Annotated in this window: 15 protein-coding genes; 8 read left to right on the top strand and 7 right to left on the bottom strand. The window is 71.5% G+C overall.

Annotation, left to right across the window (positions count from 1 at the left end):
- Nucleotides 1-104: 104 nt before the first annotated feature.
- Complete coding sequence (gene glnA, locus DEI86_RS00635; RefSeq protein ID WP_111008786.1) at nucleotides 105-1,529, bottom strand: type I glutamate--ammonia ligase; 1,425 nt, start codon at nucleotides 1,527-1,529, stop codon at nucleotides 105-107.
- A 138-nt stretch (nucleotides 1,530-1,667) separates the two neighbouring features.
- Between glnA and DEI86_RS00630 the strand changes: the two genes are divergently transcribed.
- A complete protein-coding gene (locus DEI86_RS00630; RefSeq protein WP_111012509.1) occupies nucleotides 1,668-2,108 on the top strand; it encodes an RDD family protein in 441 nt (146 codons plus the stop codon).
- A 202-nt stretch (nucleotides 2,109-2,310) separates the two neighbouring features.
- On the opposite strand, the gene DEI86_RS00625 is transcribed toward DEI86_RS00630, so the two are convergent.
- The 4 genes from DEI86_RS00625 to DEI86_RS00600 all read right to left on the bottom strand — a co-directional run bounded on the left by DEI86_RS00625 (nucleotide 2,311) and on the right by DEI86_RS00600 (nucleotide 9,009).
- The gene (locus DEI86_RS00625) at nucleotides 2,311-3,024 is read right to left on the bottom strand and encodes a DUF4191 domain-containing protein (protein WP_111008788.1); all 714 of its coding nucleotides are present in this window, start codon (nucleotides 3,022-3,024) and stop codon (nucleotides 2,311-2,313) included.
- Nucleotides 3,025-4,398: 1,374 nt separating this feature from the next.
- Nucleotides 4,399-5,928: a 2-oxoglutarate dehydrogenase, E2 component, dihydrolipoamide succinyltransferase gene (gene sucB, locus DEI86_RS00610; RefSeq protein ID WP_111048549.1), complete on the bottom strand. Its 1,530-nt coding sequence runs from the start codon at nucleotides 5,926-5,928 to the stop codon at nucleotides 4,399-4,401.
- Nucleotides 5,929-5,998: 70 nt separating this feature from the next.
- Nucleotides 5,999-7,372 (bottom strand): dihydrolipoyl dehydrogenase, encoded by a 1,374-nt coding sequence (gene lpdA / locus DEI86_RS00605; protein ID WP_111048548.1) that lies wholly within the window; start codon nucleotides 7,370-7,372, stop codon nucleotides 5,999-6,001.
- 146 nt (nucleotides 7,373-7,518) lie between these two features.
- Nucleotides 7,519-9,009: a leucyl aminopeptidase gene (locus DEI86_RS00600; RefSeq protein ID WP_111048547.1), complete on the bottom strand. Its 1,491-nt coding sequence runs from the start codon at nucleotides 9,007-9,009 to the stop codon at nucleotides 7,519-7,521.
- A gap of 105 nt (nucleotides 9,010-9,114) precedes the next feature.
- Here DEI86_RS00600 and DEI86_RS00595 point away from each other — a divergent pair, with 105 nt between their 5' ends.
- The 5 genes from DEI86_RS00595 to DEI86_RS00575 all read left to right on the top strand — a co-directional run bounded on the left by DEI86_RS00595 (nucleotide 9,115) and on the right by DEI86_RS00575 (nucleotide 15,097).
- Nucleotides 9,115-10,053: a proteasome assembly chaperone family protein gene (locus DEI86_RS00595; protein WP_375342158.1), complete on the top strand. Its 939-nt coding sequence runs from the start codon at nucleotides 9,115-9,117 to the stop codon at nucleotides 10,051-10,053.
- Nucleotides 10,054-10,118: 65 nt separating this feature from the next.
- On the top strand, nucleotides 10,119-11,459 hold the full coding sequence (locus DEI86_RS00590) for a nitrate/nitrite transporter (RefSeq protein WP_111048545.1): 1,341 nt from the start codon (nucleotides 10,119-10,121) through the stop codon (nucleotides 11,457-11,459).
- Nucleotides 11,460-11,743: 284 nt separating this feature from the next.
- A complete protein-coding gene (locus DEI86_RS00585) occupies nucleotides 11,744-13,063 on the top strand; it encodes an RNA polymerase sigma factor (RefSeq protein ID WP_111048544.1) in 1,320 nt (439 codons plus the stop codon).
- Nucleotides 13,064-13,070: 7 nt separating this feature from the next.
- A complete protein-coding gene (locus tag DEI86_RS00580; RefSeq protein WP_111008796.1) occupies nucleotides 13,071-14,330 on the top strand; it encodes a MurT ligase domain-containing protein in 1,260 nt (419 codons plus the stop codon).
- Entirely contained in the window at nucleotides 14,327-15,097 is a 771-nt protein-coding gene (locus DEI86_RS00575; protein ID WP_111048543.1) for a type 1 glutamine amidotransferase, read from the top strand. The genes DEI86_RS00580 and DEI86_RS00575 overlap by 4 nt, the downstream gene beginning before the upstream one ends.
- Nucleotides 15,098-15,208: 111 nt before the next feature.
- Here the strand turns inward: DEI86_RS00575 and DEI86_RS00570 are convergent, their stop codons facing one another.
- Nucleotides 15,209-15,433, bottom strand: a complete 225-nt coding sequence (locus DEI86_RS00570) for a hypothetical protein (protein WP_111008798.1) — start codon at nucleotides 15,431-15,433, stop codon at nucleotides 15,209-15,211.
- 228 nt (nucleotides 15,434-15,661) lie between these two features.
- On the opposite strand from DEI86_RS00570, the gene DEI86_RS00565 reads away from it, so the two are divergent.
- A complete protein-coding gene (locus DEI86_RS00565) occupies nucleotides 15,662-17,788 on the top strand; it encodes a type IIA DNA topoisomerase subunit B (protein WP_111008799.1) in 2,127 nt (708 codons plus the stop codon).
- Nucleotides 17,789-17,892: 104 nt separating this feature from the next.
- On the opposite strand, the gene DEI86_RS00560 is transcribed toward DEI86_RS00565, so the two are convergent.
- Entirely contained in the window at nucleotides 17,893-20,367 is a 2,475-nt protein-coding gene (locus DEI86_RS00560; RefSeq protein ID WP_111048542.1) for a DNA topoisomerase (ATP-hydrolyzing) subunit A, read from the bottom strand.
- Nucleotides 20,368-20,408: 41 nt separating this feature from the next.
- On the opposite strand from DEI86_RS00560, the gene DEI86_RS00555 reads away from it, so the two are divergent.
- Complete coding sequence (locus tag DEI86_RS00555) at nucleotides 20,409-21,554, top strand: alkaline phosphatase family protein (RefSeq protein ID WP_220038476.1); 1,146 nt, start codon at nucleotides 20,409-20,411, stop codon at nucleotides 21,552-21,554.
- Nucleotides 21,555-21,560: the final 6 nt, after the last annotated feature.

Here is a 21,560-nt window from a genome sequence, read left to right as displayed (position 1 = left end):
CGCCCCTGCCCCCCAATCCGTGCCTCCCGGCCGTCCTCCGCGGTGACGAGACGACGAGAGGCCCGCACCCTGCCGGGTGCGGGCCTCTCGCGAGCGGCTGCGACTCAGACGCCGAAGTACATCTCGTACTCGAACGGGTGCGGGCGCTGCGCGTACGGGAGGATCTCCTTCTCGTACTTGTAGTCGATCCAGGTGCGGATGAGGTCCTCGGTGAAGACGTTGCCCTTCGTGAGGAACTCGTGGTCGGCCTCGAGCGCGGCGAGGGCCTCCTGGAGCGACGACGGCACCTGCGGGATGCCCTTGGCTTCCTCGGGCGGGAGCTCGTAGAGGTCCTTGTCGACCGGCTCGTGCGGCTCGATGCGGTTCTGGATGCCGTCGAGCCCGGCCATCATCTGCGCGGCGAACGCGAGGTAGGGGTTCCCCGAGGCATCCGGTGCACGGAACTCGATGCGCTTCGCCTTCGGGTTCGTGCCCGTGATCGGGATGCGGATGGACGCCGACCGGTTGCCCGCCGAGTACACGAGGTTGACGGGGGCCTCGAAGCCCGGGATGAGCCGGTGGTACGAGTTGATCGTCGGGTTCGTGAAGGCCAGGACCGCCGGGGCGTGCTTGAGCAGCCCGCCGATGTACCAGCGGGCGATGTCCGACAGACCGCCGTAGCCGTTCTCGTCGTAGAACAGCGGCGAGCCGTCGCTCCACAGCGACTGGTGCGTGTGCATGCCCGAGCCGTTGTCGCCGAACAGCGGCTTCGGCATGAAGGTCGCGACCTTGCCCCATTGCTCCGCGGTGTTCTTGACGATGTACTTGAACTTCAGGATGTCGTCGGCCGCGTGCACCATCGTGTCGAAGCGGTAGTTGATCTCCTGCTGCCCGCCCGTGCCGACCTCGTGGTGGGCGCGCTCGAGCACGAGGCCCGAGTCGATGAGCTTGAGCGAGATGTCGTCACGCAGGTCGGCGGTCTTGTCGACCGGCGACACCGGGAAGTACCCGCCCTTGTACGCGGTCTTGTTCGCGAGGTTCCCGCCCTCTTCGCGACGACCGCTGTTCCAGGCGCCCTCTTCGCTGTCCACCTCGTAGAAGCTGCTGTTCTGCTTCACCTCGTAGCGGACGTCGTCGAAGATGTAGAACTCGGCCTCGGGAGCGAAGAACGCGGTGTCCGCGATGCCCGTGGACGCGAGGTACTTCTCCGCCTTCTTGGCGACCTGACGCGGGTCACGGGCGTAGATCTCGCCGTTCCGCGGGTTGTAGATGTCGAAGACCATGATCAGCGTCCGCTCGGCCCGGAACGGGTCGATGTAGGCCGTCGTCACGTCGGGGATGAGCTGCATGTCCGACTCGTGGATCGAGGCGAACCCGCGGATCGACGAACCGTCGAAGAGCTGCCCGACGGCGAAGAAGTCCTCGTCGACCGTGGAGGCGGGGATGTTGAAGTGCTGCTGGACACCGGGCAGATCCGTGAAGCGGATGTCGAGGAACTTGACATCCGTGTCCTTGATGAACGCGAGCACCTCGGAGGAATCACTGAACATGTGAGTCGTTCTCCAATGGTTGGTGATGGCGGGGGCCAGGAGGCTACCTCCGTCGAGGCTATTGACCCGGCATTTCCCCGACGTGACTGCACTGTTTCCGGCAGGTTACGTGGCGGTCGGCCCAGTACCCTGGGTGGTATGCCCGGTCCGACCAACTCAGCCCCCGCCGCCTCGTCGGACACCTGGCCCGGGAAGGACCTCGGGCTCCCGGCTGAAGGGTCCCGGAGCGTCGCTCGGCTCGGTCGTCGGATCGCTGCCCTCGCGATCGACGGTGTCCTGGCGGACCTGGTCGCCGTGGCGCTCCACGTCTACCCGTCCGGCCGCGACGTCGCCGAGGGCTGGTGGGTCCTCGGGATCTTCGCCGTGCTGCAGATCGTCTTCATCGCCGTGCTCAGCGGCAGCTTCGGTCACCTGTGCGTGGGGCTGCGGGTCGTACCTGTTCGACCCGGGTACATCGGCGTGGTTCGGCCGGTGGTCCGCACGGTCCTGCTGTGCATCGTGATCCCCGCGTTCATCTTCGACCGGGATCAGCGTGGGTTGCACGACCGGATCCCGGGCACCGTGCTCGTCCGCCGGTAGCCGAGCGCGCCCTCAGGGGACGAGGCGGACGCGCGAATTCCGCCCCCGCGAGCGGAGGGAGCCAACGTTTCGCCCCGGGAGCGGAGGGCGCCGACGTTTCGCGCCGGGAGCTGAGGGGCGCCGACGATTCGCCCCGCGAGCGAAGGGGGCCGACGACGAAGGCCCCGCAGTCGAGCGGGGCCTTCGTCGTGATCCGGGGTGCTCAGCGAGGTCGCCCGGCACGCATGCGCGTCGGGTCCATGCCCTTCGGGATCGCGGACGCGGGGTTCTGGGTCAGCGAGTCGAGCCGGTTCGCGACGGCGACGACCTCGTTGCGGTTGAGCGAACGCTTCAGACGGTTCATCCGCCGTGGCAGCCGGTGCAGCGTGACGGCGTCCTCGCCGTCGCCCACGGCGATCACGTGGAGCGCGACGTTCGGCACGATGCGGTGCACCTTGCGTCGCTCCTCCTCGACCAGGCGGGAGAGCGTCGCCGTCCGTCCCTCGGTGATGAGGACCACGCCGGGAGTCCCGACGGCGCGGTAGACCGCGGCCTGCGACCGGGCATGCACGGCGACGGGCATCTCGCTCGACCGCCAGTTGCGGCGGAGGGAGTTCGACAGGACGGCGCCGACCGCGCCGGGCTGGCCGTCGATCTGCGAGTACGCCGCCCGCTCGGCGAGACGCCCGAGCACGATGAGGAACAACAGGACGCCGAGCAGCACGCCCGCGACGATCCAGAGGATCTGGGCGAAGACGGTCTGGTTCGGCAGCAGGAACGCCAGCAGGACGCCCGCGAGCACGGGAACGCCGAACGCGAGGATGAACCACCCGAGCGACGTCGGGTCGGCGCGCCGCGTCATCTGGAAGACCTGGAACATCTGCTTGAGACGTCCGGGCTCCTTCGCCGTCGGCTCCGGGGTCGTGGTGCGTGCCATGCGTCCAGGATACGGCCTGCCCGGACACCGGCGATCCCGAGGTCGGCGCTGTGGGCGAACGAACCGTCCTGGTCCGTGTGGAGGGCGCGGGAGCCGTCGTCCACATGTGCCTGGCCGCCGGATCGTTCCCCTGGTGGATTCCGTGGCCGGCCGTGGCGGCGTGGGGACCGTGATGCTACGGGGCATGGACGGATGGTTGCGCGGAAGGAACGGGCGACGGAACGGCCGGATCGCGCCACCGCAGGTCCGGATCACCCGGAGACCCGACCGGCGTACCCCGCGCGTCGACCGTGGACGGGGCCACGGTACCGAAGCGGACGGGGGTACGGACGTCGCCGAGGCGGTCGTGCTGGACGACCAGGGGCGGCCCGGCTCCTGGATCCCGTGCGTCGACGTGGACGCGGCTGCTGGCTTCCTCGGATGGGTGGCAGCGAGAGGTGTTGACGGGGACCGCCACCTCGTCCGCGTCTCCGCGTTGGCGGCCGGTCCGGACGGCCTCCCGATGGCGTTCGTCCGTCAGGTGGAGGGTCTCCCGCTGCCGATCGCGCTCGACGTGCTCGGCGGACTCACGGTCGGTGTCGCGGTGACGCTCGGGCTGCCGCTCGTCCGCCTCGCCGTGCGCGCCGCCGTGTCGGGCAGCACGCCGGTCCTCCTGCCGTTCGGCCCGGTACGCCCGTCGGACGTGCTCGTGGACCGCTCGGGGGCGGTCGTCGTCGCCGAGCCGCCCCCCGGCGCATCCGGGGGTCCGCCGCACCTGCCCGGTTCCGGCACGGAGAGTGCCATGATGCGTTCCTCGGCGGCGGGACGTCGCCACCGCGCGCCTGCCGGTGTGGACGGCCTGCTCGTGGCGTGCCGCGTCGTGTGGGAGCGGGCGGACCCGCGTCTGCCCGAAGTCGACCGCGTGTTGCGCGCGCTCGACGAGGCGCGCGCCGACGTCGACGGCTGGACCGATCGCGTGCCCGCGGCGATGGTCGCCGCGGCGGTGCCTCGCCCGGTCCGATGGCCTCACGCGACGTTCCCGGGCACGGTCGCCACCGACAGGGCCTCGCCGGCTTCGGTGCATGGGGGAGCGACGCGGTGGGGCGCAGGGGGAGCGGTGCGTGCCAGCGCGGGCCACGGCGACGGCGCGTCCGCGTCGCTCCCGAGCCGCGTGGGCACGATCGTCGGCGCGTTGTCGGCCGGTCTACCGGTACCCGGGGGTCGGCGGCTCCCGCTCCGGGTGGCGATCGGCGTCCTCTTGGGCGTGGTCGGGCTCGTCACCGGGCTCGTGCTCACGGGCGGGCCGCGTGCGGCGACCGCGATGCCGGTGTCGCCCGGTGCGGGCACGACAGCGGCCCCGGTCCTCGTGCGAGGACCGGGGCCGCCGTGGTCGCGTCAGTACCCGAGGTGCGCCGTGAAGTCGCCCGCCTCGAGCCGGTTCTTCACCGCGACGAGGTACCGCGCGGCGTCGGCACCGTCGATGATCCGGTGGTCGTACGACAGCGCGAGGAACACGGTCGATCGGATGGCGATCGCGTCCTGACCGTCGACGGTGATCACCGCCGGCTTCTTGACGACGATGCCCGTGCCGAGGATCGCCGACTGGGGCAGGAACACGACCGGGGTGTCGAACAGCGCACCACGCGAACCGGTGTTCGTGAGCGTGAACGTGCCTCCGGAGAGCTCGTCGGGCTTGAGCTGGTTGTTGCGCGTCCGCGCGGCCAGGTCCGCGATGCTGCCGGCCAGTTCCGCCAGGCTCAGCTCCGCCGCGTCCCGGATGACCGGGGTCAGCAGCCCGCGCTCGGTGTCCACCGCGATCGACAGGTTCTCGGTCTCCGGGTACACGATCTCGTCGCCCTCCACCGTGGCGTTGAGCTTCGGGTGGGCCTTGAGGGCTTCGGCGGCGGCCAGGGCGAAGAACGGCATGAAGCTGAGCTTCGAGCCGGTCTTCTGCTGGAACTCGGCCTTGTGCGCGTCACGGAAGCGGGCGACGTTCGTCACGTCGACCTCCACCACGCTCGTGAGCTGGGCGGTGGACTGCATCGACTGCACGGCCCGCTCGGCGACGACCTTGCGCAGGCGCGTCATCTTCTCGCGGGTGCCGCGGAGCGGCGACACCTCGGCGACGAACGGTGTCCCGCTCGCAGCCGGAGCCCTGGTCGACGCGGTGGAGGCCGCCGCTGCGGCAGCGGCCTCGGCGGCCGCGAGGACGTCTTCCTTGCGGACACGCCCGCCGACACCGGAGCCGGTCACGGTGGCGAGGTCGACGCCCTTCTCGTTCGCGAGCTTGCGGACGAGCGGGGTGACGTATCCGGAGGTGCCCGACGTGGTCGGGTTCGGGACCGTGGCCGACGTCGCCGGGGACTGCGGCGCCGCCGCGGGGGCTGACGGCACGGCGGCCGGAGGAGCGGGGACCGGCGCCGGCGGCGCGGGCACGGCGGCGGGCGGCGCCGGCACGGCGGCCGGCGGAGCGGCGGGAGCGGCCTGCGCGGCCGGCATCGGCTGGACGGCGGGCGGCGCCGGCGGTGCCGGGACGGGCGCGGGAACCTCGTGGTCCTGCTCGTCCGTCGGGGCGGCGAACGGGGCCTCCTGGTCGGCGGCCTGCTCGTTCTCGGGCGCGACCGGCTCGTTCGACTCGACGGGCGCGGCATCCTGCGCGGGGGCGTCGTCGGACGCGCCCTGGTCGGAACCGTCACCGATGCGGACCAGCGGCGTCCCCACCTCGACGGTCTCGTCCTCGCCGACGAGGATCTCCTCGACCACACCCGCGACCGGTGACGGGATCTCCGTGTCGACCTTGTCGGTCGAGACCTCGAGCAGCGGCTCGTCGACCTCGACGCGGTCGCCCACGTTCTTCAGCCATCGGGTCACCGTGCCCTCGGTGACGCTCTCCCCGAGCGCCGGGAGGTTGACGGATTCGCTCATCAGGTGGACTCCTCTTCGAAGGCGTGGTGGTGTGGTGGTGCGGTGGTGCTCGACCGGGTCCGGCGGAGCGTCACAGTGCGTGGAGGGGCTTGCCCGCGAGGTGCAGGAACGCCTCGCCGAGCGCCTCGTTCTGGGTCGGGTGTGCGTGGACCAGCGGGGCGACGTCCTCGGGGTGGGCTTCCCAGTTCACCGCGAGCTGGGCCTCACCGATGAGTTCGCCGACGCGCGCACCGATCATGTGCACGCCGACGACCGGACCGTCGACCACGCGCACGACCTTGATGGAGCCGGACGTGCCGATGATGTGGCTGCGGCCGTTCCCGGCGAGGTTGTAGTCGTACGCGTCGATCTTGTCGGCGCCGTACTCCTGCTCCGCCTTCGCCTGGGACAGCCCGACCGAGGCGACCTCGGGGTCGCAGTAGGTGACCTTCGGGATGTTCTTGTCCTCGGTGATGACGGGGCTCAGCCCCGCGATCTCCTCGGCGACGAAGATGCCCTGCTGGAACCCGCGGTGCGCGAGCTGCAGGCCGGGGACGATGTCGCCGACGGCGAAGACGCCGGGGACGCTCGTGCGGAGCCGGTCGTCCGTGAGCACGTACCCACGGTCCATCCGGATGCCGGTTTCCTCGTAGCCGAGCCCGGCCGTGACGGGACCGCGGCCGACGGCGACGAGCAGCAGGTCGGCCTCGACGGTGGACCCGTTCTCGAGCGTCACGACGACGCCGTTCTCGTGCTGCTCGACGCCCTGGAACCGGACGCCGAGCGAGAACCCGATGCCGCGCTTGCGGAACGCCCGCTCGAGCTGCTTCGACATCGCCTCGTCCTCGTTCGGGACCAGGTGCGGCAGCGCCTCGATGATGGTGACGTCGGCGCCGAAGGACTTCCAGACGCTGGCGAACTCGACTCCGATGACACCGCCGCCGAGGATGGCCACCTTGTTCGGCACGTAGTCCATCTGCAGGGCGGTCTCGGAGGTGATGACCCGCCCGCCGATCTCGAGACCAGGCAGGCTGCGCGAGTAGGAACCGGTCGCGAGCACGACGTTCTTGCCGGTCACGGTGCGGTCGCCGACCTGCACGGTGGTGGGGGAGGTGAGTCGACCGGAGCCCTCGACCACGGTGATGCCGCGCGCCTTGATCAGCCCCTGCAGGCCCTTGTACTTCGAGGTGATGACGCCCTCGCGGTACTCGATCACCTTCGGGACGTCGATGCCGTGCAGCTGGGCCCTGACGCCGAAACGCTCGGCGTCACGGGCGCCGTCGGCGATCTCGGCCGCGTGGAGCAGTGCCTTGGTCGGGATGCATCCGCGGTGCAGGCAGGTCCCGCCGAGCTTGTCCTTCTCGACGAGCGCGACGCTCATCCCGAGCTCCGCGGCCCGGAGCGCCGCGGCGTACCCGCCGCTGCCGCCACCGAGGACCACGACGTCGTAAGTCTCTTCCGTCACCTGGTGCAACTCCCTCGTGCGAGAGGGCCGATCGGGCCCTCGTGGAACGCCGCGCCGCGGCGGCGCCCGGCGGTCGGTGCCCTGGTTCGGGTCCCGTGCCGTGTGTGAGCAGTCGGCGGATGACAAGCGCATCCGCCGGAACGACCCTACTCCTCGGACTGCAGCTGTTCTGCGAGGGCGACGAGTGTCCGGACCATGACGCCGGTCGGACCCTTGCCGAGCCAGCCGTACCCGCCACCCTTGTTCTCGGCGGGCCCGGCGATGTCGAGGTGGGCCCACGGGATCGTGCTGCCGTCCGGGCGGGTGCCGACGAACCGCTCGAGGAACCGGCCCGCGAGCAGCATCCCGGCGGCCGGTTGCCCCGGCGTGGCGTTCACCATGTCGGCGACCTCGCTCGCGAGCCGCGCGTCCAGCTCGTCGGGCAGGGGCATCGGCCAGACGAGCTCGGAGACGGATTCGGCCACCGCACGGACGCGGTCGACGAGGTCGTCCGATCCCATCAGCCCGGACGTGCGGTCACCGAGGGCGACGACCTGCGCACCCGTGAGCGTCGCGACGTCGACGATCGCGTCCGGGATCTCGAGCGACGCCGCGGCGAGGCCGTCCCCGAGGACGAGGCGCCCCTCGGCGTCGGTGTTCGTCACCTCGACGGTCTTGCCGTTCTTGAGCGTCAGGACGTCGCCGGGGCGCGTGGCGGACCCCGACGGCATGTTCTCGGCCAGGCACAGCCACGCCGTGACGCGGACGTGGAGCCCCAGGCGGGCGGCGGCGACCGTGGCGGCGAGCACGGTGGCGGCGCCGGTCATGTCGTCCTTCATGCCGTTCATGCTCGCGGCGGGCTTCAGCGAGAGACCCCCGGAGTCGAAGGTGATGCCCTTGCCCACGAGCGCGAGGTGCTTCGACGCTCCGTCGGGCGCGTACCGCACGACCACGAGCCGGGGCGGCCGGACGGAGCCGCGGCCGACCCCGAGGATCCCGCCGTAGCCCTGCTCCTCGAGCGCGGCGACGTCGAGCACCTCGACGTCGAGGGGGAGACCGCGCGCTGCGTCCTGGGCGGCCTCGGCGACGTCCTCGGGTGCCATGTCGGCGGCAGCGGTGTTGACGAGGTCACGGACGAGCGCCACCGCGTCGGCGACGATCGCCGGTCGGACCGTGGCCTCGGCCGGGGCGGCCGCGAGCACCGTGATCCGCTGGTCGCCGCGGACCGGTCCGGTGGTGCCGGTGCCGCGGTGCCGGGTGAACGTGTAGGTCCCGAGGGCCGCGCCCTCGAGCGCTGCGTCCACCAGGTCCTCGTGATCGGTCGGGAGGCCCATCGCGATCGAGACGACGTCGTGCAGCTGTCGGACGGCGCTGCCCGAAGCCGCACGGATCGACGCCGCGTCGACCCGGCTCCCCAGGCCGATGAGCGCCACGCTGCGCGCGGCGAGGCCGGGCGCCGGCAGCCGGACCAGCTGGTCCTTCGTGCCGCGGACGCCGAGCGCCGCGAGGTCGATCCCGAGGTCGACGACGGTGCCGTCGGCGGTGGGGGCGACGACGGCGGGCGAGCCGTCGGAGCCCGGGCGGACCCCGAGCACGAGGACGTCGGCGTCGACGCTGTCGGGGCGGTCGGAGGTGGTGTCGAGCGTGGGGCGGACCATACCCCCAACCCTACTGACGCGCTCGTGCCGGACCGTCGGAGCTGTTCGCTCTGGGCGTGCAGCGGCGGTCGGGGGTGTCCGACGGCCCCGCCTAGCATGGTCGGGATGAACCCCGAAGACCTGTACACGCTGACCGCGGCAGCGGCGGACGTCCCGCCCGGTCTGCATCTGGTCGCGGGCCTGACGGGGTTCGCCGACGCCGGCACGGCGGTCGGTCAGGTGACCGAGACGCTGCTCGCCGGTCCGGGGGCGGTGCTCGTCGCGGAGTTCGATCCGGACATCCTGCTCGACTACCGGGCGCGCCGCCCGGTGATCACGTTCGACCGCGACCACATCGCCGAGGTCACGCCGTCCCGTCTGACGCTGCACCTCGTGCACGACGAACTCGGTCGCCCGTTCCTCTTCCTCTCCGGGTACGAGCCGGACTTCCAGTGGAACCGGTTCGTCCGCGCGGTGGTCGACCTCGCCGAGGACCTGGCCGTCACCGACACGACGTGGATCCAGTCCATCCCCATGCCCGTCCCGCACACCCGTCCGATCGGGATCACGGTGAGCGGGACACGCGCGGACCTCGTCGAGTCGATGAGCATCTGGAAGCCGCAGACCCAGGCACCGGCGAACGTGCTGCACCTCGTCGAGCACCGCATGAGCGAACTCGACCGCCAGGTCACCGGTCTCGTGCTGCTCGTCCCGCACTACCTGTCCGACACCGAGTACCCCGACGCCGCCGTCGCCGCGCTCTCCGGCATCGCGGTGGCGACCGGCCTGATCTTCCCGACGGACCGCCTCCGCGAACTCGGGCGCGACTTCCACAACCGCGTCGACGAGCAGGTCGCGGGCAACGGCGAGCTCGAGCACCTCGTGCAGGCACTCGAGGAGCGGCACGACACGTACGTCGAGGGCAACCCGGTGTCGTCGCCGCTCACCGGTGCCGACGGTGAGGTCCCGACGGCGGACGCGATCGCGGCCGAGCTCGAGCGCTTCCTGGCGGACCGCCGCCCGGACGGCCCCGACGGGGTCGCGGGCGACGCCACGCTCGACTGAGCCGCACGACGTCGGCAGCCGGAGCCGCACGGTCCGGAGGGCGGCCGCTGGATACGCTGGCGGGGATGAACTCCCGCCGCTCGTGGACCGTCTGGTCCGTCGCCGTGCTCGCCTACGTGCTGGCCGTGCTGCAGCGGTCGTCGCTCGGTGTGTCGGGCGTCCAGGCGCAGGAGCGGTTCGCCGTGTCCGCGGCCGTGCTCTCGACGCTGGCGGTCGTGCAGATCGCGGTGTACGCGGGCCTCCAGATCCCGGTCGGGATCCTGCTCGACCGGGTCGGGCCACGTCGGCTCGTCGCCGCCGGCGCGGCGTTGCTCGCAGTCGGTCAGGCGGTGGTCGCGATGTCACCGACGATCGGTCTCGCGATCGGCGGTCGGGTGCTCGTCGGCGCCGGCGACGCCATGACGTTCATCTCGGTGATCCGGCTGTTGCCGATGTGGTTCACCGGGCCGATCCTCCCGCAGATCTCGCAGTGGACCGGCAACCTGGGGCAGCTCGGGCAGATCGCTTCGGCGTTCCCGTTCGCGGTCCTGCTCCACGCCTCCGGGTGGAGCGCCGCGTACGGCGTCGCGGCCGCGGTGAGCCTCGCCGGGTTCGTGCTGGTCGCCGCGTTCGTCCGCAACGGTCCGATCGCGGTGCGGACGGACGCCATCCCGTTGCCCGGCTCGCGGCGCGGCGCGTTCTCGACGTTCGGGCAGGCGCTCCGGCGTCCCGGGACCCAGCTCGGCTTCTGGTCGCACTACGTCACGCAGTCGTCGGGGACCGTGTTCAGCCTGTTGTGGGGCGTGCCGATGCTCGAGCGCGGGCTCGGGTACTCCGCGACCGTGGCGGCGGCGTTCCTCACGGTGATCGTGCTCGTCGGGTTCGTGGTCGGCCCGGTCCTCGGGGTGCTCTGCGCACGCTTCCCGTTCCGGCGGTCGAACCTGGTGCTGACGATCGTGGGCGTCATCTTCGCCGCGTGGACGGCCGTGCTGCTCTGGCCCGGCGCTCCGCCGACGTGGCTCGTCGTCGTGCTCGTGGTGGTCCTCGGCGTGGGTGGCCCCGGGTCCCTCATCGGCTTCGACTTCGCGCGGACCTTCAACCCCGTCGGGTCGCTCGGTTCGGCGAACGGCGTCGTCAACGTCGGCGGGTTCCTGGCCGCCTTCGTCATGATGTACTGCATCGGCGTCGTGCTCGACGCGGTCCACGACCACACGGGCGCGGCGGTCTTCGCGTGGTCGTCCTTCCGGGTCGCCCTGCTCGTGCAGTACGTCGTGGTGGGGTTCGGCGTGGTGATGCTCCTCGTCGCGCGGCACCGCACGCGAGCACGGATCCACGCCGAGGACGGAATACGCGTCGGCCCCCTCTGGGTTGCACTGGTGCGGCGTATGCGCGCCGGCCGTACGACGGACGGGCCGACCAGACCCTGACATCGCATCCCACCCGACCACGCATCGTGCGTTCGATCGAGCTCGAGCGGACGACACGCGTCGGGCGGCGGCGGGACGTGCAATAATGGCGTACGGACCCGTTCGGGTCCTGGTACGCCGATCAGCGGCGAGCTCCGGCTCGTGGTGATCGGGGCACGAGGACTTGACATGGGTCCTCATGCTGCCCGGAACGCAGGGTCCTGACGTCGGTCCGCCGACGGCGGGGGCAGGACAGCGAGGGGCCGTCACGACCCAGAACGTGACACGACGAGAGAGGTGATCGCATGGCTGCCCGGAGCACGACGATCGATGCGACGAAGGCCACGGCCGACGCCGAGACGGTGGAGACCGCGACCGACGAGAACGCGGCACCGGCCGCGCCGAAGAAGCGCGCCCCCGCCAAGAAGGCCGCGCCGAAGAAGACGACCGCCAAGACCGCGCGCGGCAAGGCGGCCGCCCCCGCCGACGACGAGCCGGACACCGACGAGGACGCGCCGGAGGACGCCGTCGACGTCGAGGCCGACGACACCGAGGTCGCGGCCGACTCCGAGGACAGCGACACCGAGGACGGCGAGGAGACCGAGTCCGAGGACAGGGCGACCCCCGCGCCCGAGGCGACCCCTCCGGCGGGCGCGCTCGTCATCTCGCAGGCCGACGACGACGAGGTCCCGGTCTACTCGACCACGATCACGGGCGCCACGGCGGACCCGGTCAAGGACTACCTGAAGCAGATCGGCAAGGTCCCGCTCCTGAACGCGGCCGAGGAGGTCGAGCTCGCGATGCGGATCGAGGCCGGCCTGTTCGCCGAGGACAAGCTCCAGCACGCGACGGGGCTGTCCAAGCAAGAGGAGCGTGAGCTCAAGTGGGTCGCCCGCGACGGTCAGCGCGCGAAGTCCCACCTGCTCGGTGCGAACCTCCGCCTCGTGGTGAGCCTCGCCAAGCGCTACACGGGTCGCGGCATGCAGTTCCTCGACCTCATCCAAGAGGGCAACCTCGGCCTCATCCGTGCCGTCGAGAAGTTCGACTACACGAAGGGCTTCAAGTTCTCGACCTACGCGACCTGGTGGATCCGGCAGGCGATCACCCGCGCCATGGCGGACCAGGCGCGGACCATCCGCATCCCGGTCCACATGGTCGAGGTCATCAACAAGCTCGCCCGCGTCCAGCGGCAGATGTTGCAGGACCTCGGACGTGAGCCCACGCCCGAGGAGCTCGCGCGTGAACTCGACATGACGCCGGAGAAGGTCGTCGAGGTCCAGAAGTACGGCCGCGAGCCGATCTCGCTGCACACCCCGCTCGGCGAGGACGGCGACAGCGAGTTCGGTGACCTCATCGAGGACACCGAGGCCGTCGTCCCGGCGGACGCAGTGGGCTTCACGATGCTGCAGAAGCAGCTCGAGAGCCTGCTCGACTCGCTGTCCGAGCGCGAGGCGGGCGTCATCCGCATGCGCTTCGGGCTCGGCGACGGCATGCCGAAGACCCTCGACCAGATCGGCGACACGTTCGGCGTCACCCGCGAGCGCATCCGCCAGATCGAGTCGAAGACGATGGCGAAGCTGCGCCACCCGTCGCGGTCGCAGTCCCTGCGCGACTACCTCGAGTAGGCCCCGCGTGCGTTTCGTCGTCCCGATCCTCATCGGGCGGATCCTCCGCGCCCTCGCTCGTGCGCGCGGCGGGGGATCCGCCTACCCCGGCTACATCCTCCTCAAGCTCGTTCCCGACTTCCTCCGGCACGTGTCGCGGCAGTTCCCGAACGGCATCGTGTTCGTCCTGGGTTCGAACGGCAAGTCGACGACGACCCACATGATCTCCGAGATCATGCGGGCGCACGGGCTCCGCGTGTTCACGAACCCGTCCGGGGCGAACCTGCCGCAGGGCATCGCGTCGGCGCTCCTCTCGGAGGTCGGGCTGACGGGACGCCTCAAGGCGGACATCGGCATCCTCGAGGTCGACGAGGCCTTCGCCGTGGAGCTGTCCGGCATCCTCTCGCCGTCGACGGTCACGATGCTCAACGTGCAGGTGGACCAGCTGTACCGGTTCTTCGAGACGGAGCGCGTCGCGACGATGATGCTCGACACCGCGGCGACGTCGTCGCGGAACGTCATCACGAACCACGACGACCAGTTCCTCGACGCCTACGAGGGCCGGGCCGGCCAGCGGGTCCTGCGCTTCGGCGCCGCGCCCGAGGTCGTCGCTGCGGCTCCGAACGGGCTGCAGAACGCGGACGACTTCGCCCGGGACGCGTCGGGCACGACCGCCGCGGACGCCGAGGTCGTCGAGTCCACGGGGGACGCAGCGGTGGTCCGCTTCGGTGGGGCCGACATCCCGGTGCGGCTGCCGGCCCGGGGGCTGCACTACGCGGTGGACGCCGCTGCTGCCACCGCGACCGCTTCGGCCGCCCTCGGCGAGCAGTTCCGCGCGGAAGCGGTGACCCGGGCCTTCACCGCGATGAAGCCGGCCTACGGGCGTGGTGAGCGCATCCCGATCGCGGGAGAGCACGCCGAGTTCACCATGTTCAAGAACGCCGCGAGCCTGCAGCTCAACCTCGACGCCCTGTCGACGCCGCCCGAGCAGGTGCTCATGGCGATCGACGAGGGCACGCCGGACATCTCCTGGATCTACGACATCGACTTCTCGCATCTCGACCACGTGGACGTCGTGTCGGGTGACAAGGCGTGGCAGATCGCCCTCGCCCTCGAGTTCGCCGGGGTGCGGATCGGCCGTGTGGAGCCCGATGTCGAGGCCGCGATCCGACTGATGTCCGGACTCGGGGCGACGACGTCCGGCACGAAGCACTTCATCGTCAACTACGAGATCATGATGCTGGCCCGCAAGGCCCTCGGTCATCCCGACCTGGAGAGGACGGCATGACGGCCGATCGCCTCACGATCCTGCACCTCTACCCGCGGCAGATGGGCGTCTCGGGCGACCGGGGGAACGTGACCGCCCTCGTCGCCCGCGCGGACGCCGCCGGGATCCCGACCGAGGTCGTGCGCCACGACGTCGGGGACAGCCTCCCGACGGACGCCGACGTCGTCGTGGTCGGCAACGGCCCGCTCAGCGCGATGCGCTCGCTCGGCGGGGACCCCGCCCGACTCGCACCGTTCCTCCAGGACGCCGTCGCCGCCGGCGTGCCGCTCGTGGCGGTCGGTGGCGGCTACGACCTGGCGACCCGCGAGGTCGTCCCCACCGAGGGGACGCCGGTGACCGGCCTCGGGGTGTTCGACGCCCGCGCCGTGCGCGGCGCCGAGCGCCGGGTCAACTACTTCCTGCTCGACGTGCGTGGGACCCTGCCCGGCGGAGACCAACGCGTGGCGGGGTTCGAGGACCACGCGACCCGCATCGAGAACACCGATCCCACGGCGGTGTTCGCGGACGTCGTGTCGGGCGGCGGCAACCAGGACGGCACCGGCACCGAGGGCTCGGCGACCGCCGCGGCGTTCGGCACCCACACCCAGGGGCCGCTCCTGCCACTGAACCCGCACCTGACCGATGCGGTGTTGGCCGCCGCCACCGGTCGTCTGGGTCGCGAATACGCGCCGGATCCGACGCGCACCGCCGCCGTGGACCGCTACGCTCGCGAGGCCCGCGCGGTGATCACGCGCTACGTCGACAAGGCGTTCAAACGCATCGCCTGACGCGGTCGCGAGCGGCACACCGGCAGGGTACGCGAGAGGCCGGATCCCCGATGGGGATCCGGCCTCTGTTCGTCGGACCGACCGCGGCGATCGCCGTGGCGGGGCCGGGCGCTACTTGCTCTCGTAGAGGCGGCTGGTCTCGTCGTGCCACTCGAGGGCGGTCGCGGCGAGCTTGTCCTTGAACTCGGCACCGTGGTGGGCGCAGAAGAGGAGCTCGCCGCTCGCCATCGTGGCTCGGATGTAGGCCTGCGCGCCGCAGCTGTCGCAGCGGTCGGCCGCCGTGAGCTGGTTGCTGCCGAGGTCGTCGATGGAGAGGTCCTGCACGGTCTGGGACATGGTGTGCTCCTCGTTGATCGGAGGCGGTGCCGGGGTTGGTGCGTCCATTTCAGCACGCGCTCCCTGGGATCCCCGCATTGTGGTCGCGCTGTTTCGCTGACCGCGGATTCCGTCGACGGTCACCTGCGCGTCGCGGACACCGCCGGGAGGCCCGGTCGGCCGAGCGTCGTGCGCTCACGTCCGGGGTGGTGCGCCAGGAGCGTCACCGGTCGCGGGTAGCCTCGGCAGGTGAGTTCCGACTACAACGCCCGCCATCTCTCCGTGCTCGAAGGGCTCGAGGCGGTCCGCAAGCGTCCCGGGATGTACATCGGTTCGACGGACTCACGAGGGCTCATGCACTGCCTGTGGGAGATCATCGACAACTCCGTCGACGAGGCCCTCGCGGGCCACGGCGACGAGATCACCGTGCGGCTCCACGCGGACGGCAGCGTCGAGGTCGGGGACGTCGCGCGTGGCGTGCCCGTCGACGTCGAGCCGAAGACGGGGCTGACGGGCGTCGAGGTCGTGTTCACCAAGCTCCACGCGGGCGGCAAGTTCGGGTCCGGCTCGTACGCCGCGTCCGGCGGTCTGCACGGGGTCGGGGCATCCGTCGTGAACGCGCTGTCGGAACGCCTCGACGTCGAGGTCGACCGCGGCGGCAAGACGTACGCCATGTCGTTCCACCGCGGTGAGCCCGGCGTGTTCGACGACGCTGCGGGCATCGGCCCGGACGCACCGTTCACCCCGTTCACCTCGGGCAGCGAGCTCCGAGTGATCGGCAAGGTGAAGCGCGGCGTCACCGGCACGCGCGTCCGGTACTGGGCGGACCGGCAGATCTTCACCGCCGACGCGGTGTTCCAGCTCGGTGACCTGACGAACCGGGCGCGGCAGACCGCGTTCCTCGTGCCGGGTCTCGGCATCACCATCACCGACGAACGCCCGCACGCGATCGCCGCGGCGTCCCGGCTCGCCGAGGGGCAGGGCGCCGAGCGACTCGAGGGACCGGTCGTCGAGCGGTTCCGGTTCGACGGTGGCATCAGCGAGTTCGCCGAACACCTGGCTCCGGACACGGCCGTGACGGACACGTGGCGCGTCACGGGGACGGGTACCTTCACCGAGACCGTGCCGGTGCTCAACGACGCAGGGGCGATGGTCGCGACCGAGGTCGAGCGCACCTGCGAGGTCGACGTCGCGCTGCGCTGGGGGAGCGGCTACGAGACCGTGACCCGGAGCTTCGTCAACATCATCGCGACGCCGAAGGGCGGGACGCACCAGACGGGCTTCGAGAACGGTCTGATGAAGGCGATCCGCGCGCAGGTGGACGCGAACGCCCGCAGGCTCAAGGTGGGGCAGGACAAGCTCGACAAGGACGACGTGCTCGCCGGACTCACCGCGGTGCTGACGGTGCGGCTGCCCGAGCCACAGTTCGAGGGGCAGACGAAGGAGATCCTCGGCACGCCGGCGGTCCGGCAGATCGTCGCGAACGTCGTGGCCGCCCGGATGACCGAGATCCTGACGTCGACGCAGCGGACCGAGAAGGCACAGTCGCAGGCGCTGCTCGAGAAGGTCGTCTCGGAGATGAAGTCCCGGATCTCCGCTCGCGCGCACAAGGAGACCCAGCGCCGCAAGAACGCGCTCGAGAGCTCGTCCCTGCCCACGAAGCTCGCCGACTGCCGGTCGAACGACGTCGCCGCGAGCGAACTGTTCATCGTCGAGGGCGACTCCGCGCTCGGCACCGCCAAGCTCGCCCGGAACAGCGAGTACCAGGCGCTGCTTCCGATCCGCGGCAAGATCCTCAACGTGCAGAAGGCCTCGGTGAGCGACATGCTCTCGAACGCCGAGTGCGCGTCGATCATCCAGGTGGTCGGAGCCGGATCCGGACGCTCGTTCGAGCTCGACCAGGCCCGCTACGGCAAGGTCATCGTCATGAGCGACGCCGATGTCGACGGTGCGCACATCCGCACGCTGCTGCTGACGCTGTTCTTCCGGTACATGCGCCCGATGATCGAGGCCGGCCGGGTGTTCGCCGCCGTCCCGCCGTTGCACCGCGTCGTGGTGGTGAACCGGGGCAAGCCGAACGACACGCTGTACACGTACTCCGAGCAGGAGCTGCAGGGCGTGCTCCGGAAGCTCGAGAAGTCGGGCAAGAAGTACCAGGAGCCGATCCAGCGGTACAAGGGCCTCGGCGAGATGGACGCCGACCAGCTCGCCGAGACCACGATGGACCGGGCGCACCGGACCCTCCGGCGCGTCAACGTGTCGGACGCCGAGAACGCCGCCCGGGTGTTCGAGCTGCTCATGGGCAACGACGTGGCGCCACGCAAGGAGTTCATCCTGGCCGGCCAGGGGCTCGACCGGGACCGCATCGACGCCTGACGGGCGGCCCAGGCCCAGGCCCAGGCCGCTGCGCGGCGTCGCGTCCCGGCCGCTCCGCGGGGTCGCCCTCCGGCCCCGCTCCGCGGGGTCGCCTTCCGGCCCCGCTACGCGGGGTCGGACTCCGCCCCGATGGGGACGGCGGGGCTCGCACCGATCGTGGTCACGACGGCCTCGAGCGGTGACCCGGACCCGTCGCGCTTGGACAACCAGTCGGGCAGTGTCCGGGCCGCGCCGTCCGGACCGAGCGCGTGCGGTGGAGCGACACCGGCCCACGCGACGGCGAGGCCGTCCTCGCCCTTGAGGAACGCGTGCGCCCGGACCCCCATGGTGCCGCGCCCCTTGGCAGGGAACTCGGACAGAGCGGAGACCTTGGCGCGGCCGGGGTCCGTGCCGGCGAGCGTCGCGGACGACGTGGACACGGTCGCGACGACGACGTCGGCCGCTGGGTCGACGGTCGTGAAGGCGATGACCGTGGCACCCGCGGCGAGCTGGACGCCGACGACGCCGCCCGCGGGGAGCCCCTGCGGGCGGACCACGGCGGCGGGGAACCGCAGGAGCTGCGCGTTCGAGGTCACGAACACGACGTCGTCCTGTTCGGGTCCCTGTGTGGCGCCGATCACGGCGTCGCCGTCCTTGAGGGCGATCGCCACGACGTCGGGCTTGTCCGGCCACGCGTTCGGCACGACGCGCTTGACGACGCCCTGCCGTGTGCCGATCGCGAGCGCGTTCGGTGACTCGGGGTCGAGGAGCGCGACGACGGTCTCACCCGACGGCAGGCCCAGGTAGTCGCGGACACGCACGCCGGCGTCCAGGCGGACCGAGGCCGGCGGGACGGCGGGGACGTCGACGGGCGAGAACCGCACGACGCGGCCACGGTCCGTGAGTGCGCCGACGGAGGACCGCACCGTGGTGGCGACGGTGGACCGCACGGCGTCGTGCTTCGATCGCGCCGGGGTGCGCGCGACGCGGTCGGAGCCCTCCGTCTGGTCGACGCGCACGAGCCGTCCGGTGGTGGACAGGAGCACGCGGCACGGCGCGTCCACGATCTCGAGCTCGACGGCGGCCTTGCGTCCGCCGCGCACGGGCGCGTCGGCTTCGGTGAGCAGGGTGCGGCGCGGGGTCGCGAAGCGGTCCGCGACCTCGGTGAGTTCCGTGGCCACCTGGGTCCGGAGCCGGGCGTCGGAGCCGAGCAGTTCCTCCAGGGCGGCGATGTCGGTGAGCAGCTCGTCGCGTTCCCGCTCGAGCTCCAGGCGCGAGAACTTGGTGAGGCGCCGCAGGCGCAGCTCGAGGATGTACTCGGCCTGCACCTCGGACAGGTCGAAGACCTCTTGGAGCCGCGTGCGTGCGGCCTCGGAGTCGTCCGACGTCCGGATGACCTCGATGACCTCGTCGATGTCGAGGATCGCGATGAGCAGGCCCTCGATGAGGTGGAGGCGCTCGCGACGCCGCGCGAGGCGGTAGCGGGACCGGCGGGTCACGACGTCGAGGCGGTGTGCGACGTAGACCTCGAGGAGCTCCTTGAGCCCGAGCGTCTGCGGGGTGCCGTCGACGAGGGCGACGTTGTTGATGCCGAAGCCGTCCTCGAGCGGGGTGTGCTTGTACAGCTGCTCGAGCACGGCGGACGGGTTGAACCCGGTCTTGATCCCGATGACGAGCCGGAGTCCGTGGTTCCGGTCGGTCAGGTCGGTGACGTCCGAGATCCCCGAGAGCTTCTTGGACTGGACGCCGTCCTTGATCTTCTCGATCACCCGTTCGGGACCGACGAGGTACGGCAGCTCGGTGACGACGAGCCCGGTCTTGCGCGGGGTGATGCTCTCGACGCTCACCTTGGCGCGCGTGCGGAAGGAGCCGCGGCCGGTGGCGTAGGCGTCCCGGACCCCGGCGAGGCCGACGATCGTGCCGCCCGACGGCAGGTCGGGGCCGGGCACGAACTCCATGAGCTCGTCGAGGGTCGCGTCGGGGTGACGGAGCAGGTGCTTCGCGGCCTTGACGACCTCGCCGAGGTTGTGCGGCGCCATGTTCGTGGCCATGCCGACCGCGATCCCGGACGCGCCGTTCACGAGCAGGTTCGGGAACGCCGCGGGCAGCACCTCGGGCTGCATGAGCTGGTTGTCGTAGTTCGGGACGAAGTCGACGACGTCCTCACCGAGGCCGTCGGTCATCGCCATCGACGGCTCGGCGAGTCGTGCCTCGGTGTAGCGGGCGGCGGCGGGTCCGTCGTCGAGCGAGCCGAAGTTGCCGTGGCCGTCGACGAGCGGGACGCGCATCGTGAAGTCCTGTGCCATCCGCACGAGGGCGTCGTAGATCGCGCCGTCGCCGTGCGGGTGCAGCTTGCCCATGACCTCGCCGGTCACGCGCGCGCACTTGACGTGTCCGCGGTCCGGGCGGAGGCCCATCTCCGACATCTGGTACAGGATCCGGCGTTGGACGGGCTTCAGGCCGTCACGGGCGTCGGGCAGCGCGCGGGAGTAGATGACCGAGTACGCGTACTCGAGGAACGAGCCCTGCATCTCCTCGGAGACGTCGACGTCCTCGATGCGCTCACCGTCGGGGAGGCCGACTGCGTCCGTGCGTGCCATGGGCCCTCTCTGTCGCGGCGCTGTCTGGTTGACTGGGCCGGATGACTCCGATGGTACCGACGGCGACGCAGGACACCGCGAACCTCGCCGACGTGGTGCCGGCCTGCCTGACCGCACTCGGCCACCCTGGACCGGCGCTCGCGGGGCTCGGTCGGGAGGCCCGGATCCGGCTCCGTCCCGCCCGGTCCGCGATCGTCGTGCTCGTCGACGGACTCGGTGCGAACGCCGTGCGGGCGCGCGCCGGTCACGCGCGGTTCCTCGCCGCCGAGAAGCGCCGCCTGCGGAGCGGGTTCCCCACGACGACCGCCGCCGCGCTGACGACGCTCAGCACGGGTGCGACGCCCGGGACGCACGGCGTCGTCGGGTACAGCGGGTTCGACCCGGGCTCGGGCCGCGTGGTCAACCTGCTCAGCGGCTGGGACACCGGGGTCCCCGCGGGGTGGTTGCTCGTCCCGACGCTGTTCGAGCGGGCCGTGGCCGACGGGCTCGTGGTGCGGTCGGTCGGGCCGGCGCGATACCGGACGTCGGGGTTCACCGCGAACGTCCTGGCGGGCGCGGACTACGTCGACGCCGACACCATCCCCGCCCGGGTGGACGCCGCGCTCGAGGCGGTCGCCGACGGGCCGGCCACGCTCGTCTACCTGTACGTGCCGGAGCTCGACTCGATCGCCCACAAGCGCGGCTGGCAGTCGGACCGGTGGACGAGTGCGCTCGAGGCCCTCGACGCCGAACTGGCCCGGCTCGCGGCGGCGCTCCCGGCCGATGTCGGCCTCGTCGTCACCGCGGACCACGGCGTGCTCGACGTCCCCGACGAGGCGAACGTCGCCATCGCTCCCGACCTGCTCGAACCGGTCGTCGGGTTCGCGGGGGATCCGCGCTGCCGACAGCTCACCCTGGCGCCGGGGACCGACGTCGACGCCACCGTGCGCGCGTGGCGGGAGCGCGTCGGCAAGCGCGCGTGGGTGGCGAGCCGCGACGAGGCGATCGCCGCCGGGTGGTTCGGGGCGGTCACCGACCCGGTCCGGGCGCGACTCGGCGACGTCGTGGTCGCCGCTCGCGGTCAGTGGGCGTTCAACGACGACCGCGAGGCCGGCGAACACCCCCGGCGGATGCTCGGCCAGCACGGATCGATGTCGGACGACGAGACCTACGTCCCGCTGCTCCTCGCGGGGGCGTTCGCCACCTGAGGTCGG

Origin of the sequence: Curtobacterium sp. MCBD17_028 (assembly GCF_003234875.1) — a bacterium.
Lineage (GTDB): Bacteria > Actinomycetota > Actinomycetes > Actinomycetales > Microbacteriaceae > Curtobacterium.
Note: the sequence above shows the minus strand (reverse complement) of the source record. Positions and strands in the feature narration are given on the sequence as shown.

Coding starts and splice junctions, on each gene's coding strand:
- glnA (WP_111008786.1), bottom strand. CDS start 1,529: ATGTTCAGTGATTCCTCCGAGGTGCTCGCGTTCATCAAGGACACGGAT.
- DEI86_RS00630 (WP_111012509.1), top strand. CDS start 1,668: ATGCCCGGTCCGACCAACTCAGCCCCCGCCGCCTCGTCGGACACCTGG.
- DEI86_RS00625 (WP_111008788.1), bottom strand. CDS start 3,024: ATGGCACGCACCACGACCCCGGAGCCGACGGCGAAGGAGCCCGGACGT.
- sucB (WP_111048549.1), bottom strand. CDS start 5,928: ATGAGCGAATCCGTCAACCTCCCGGCGCTCGGGGAGAGCGTCACCGAG.
- DEI86_RS00600 (WP_111048547.1), bottom strand. CDS start 9,009: ATGGTCCGCCCCACGCTCGACACCACCTCCGACCGCCCCGACAGCGTC.
- DEI86_RS00595 (WP_375342158.1), top strand. CDS start 9,115: ATGAACCCCGAAGACCTGTACACGCTGACCGCGGCAGCGGCGGACGTC.
- DEI86_RS00590 (WP_111048545.1), top strand. CDS start 10,119: ATGAACTCCCGCCGCTCGTGGACCGTCTGGTCCGTCGCCGTGCTCGCC.
- DEI86_RS00585 (WP_111048544.1), top strand. CDS start 11,744: ATGGCTGCCCGGAGCACGACGATCGATGCGACGAAGGCCACGGCCGAC.
- DEI86_RS00575 (WP_111048543.1), top strand. CDS start 14,327: ATGACGGCCGATCGCCTCACGATCCTGCACCTCTACCCGCGGCAGATG.
- DEI86_RS00570 (WP_111008798.1), bottom strand. CDS start 15,433: ATGTCCCAGACCGTGCAGGACCTCTCCATCGACGACCTCGGCAGCAAC.
- DEI86_RS00560 (WP_111048542.1), bottom strand. CDS start 20,367: ATGGCACGCACGGACGCAGTCGGCCTCCCCGACGGTGAGCGCATCGAG.
- DEI86_RS00555 (WP_220038476.1), top strand. CDS start 20,409: ATGACTCCGATGGTACCGACGGCGACGCAGGACACCGCGAACCTCGCC.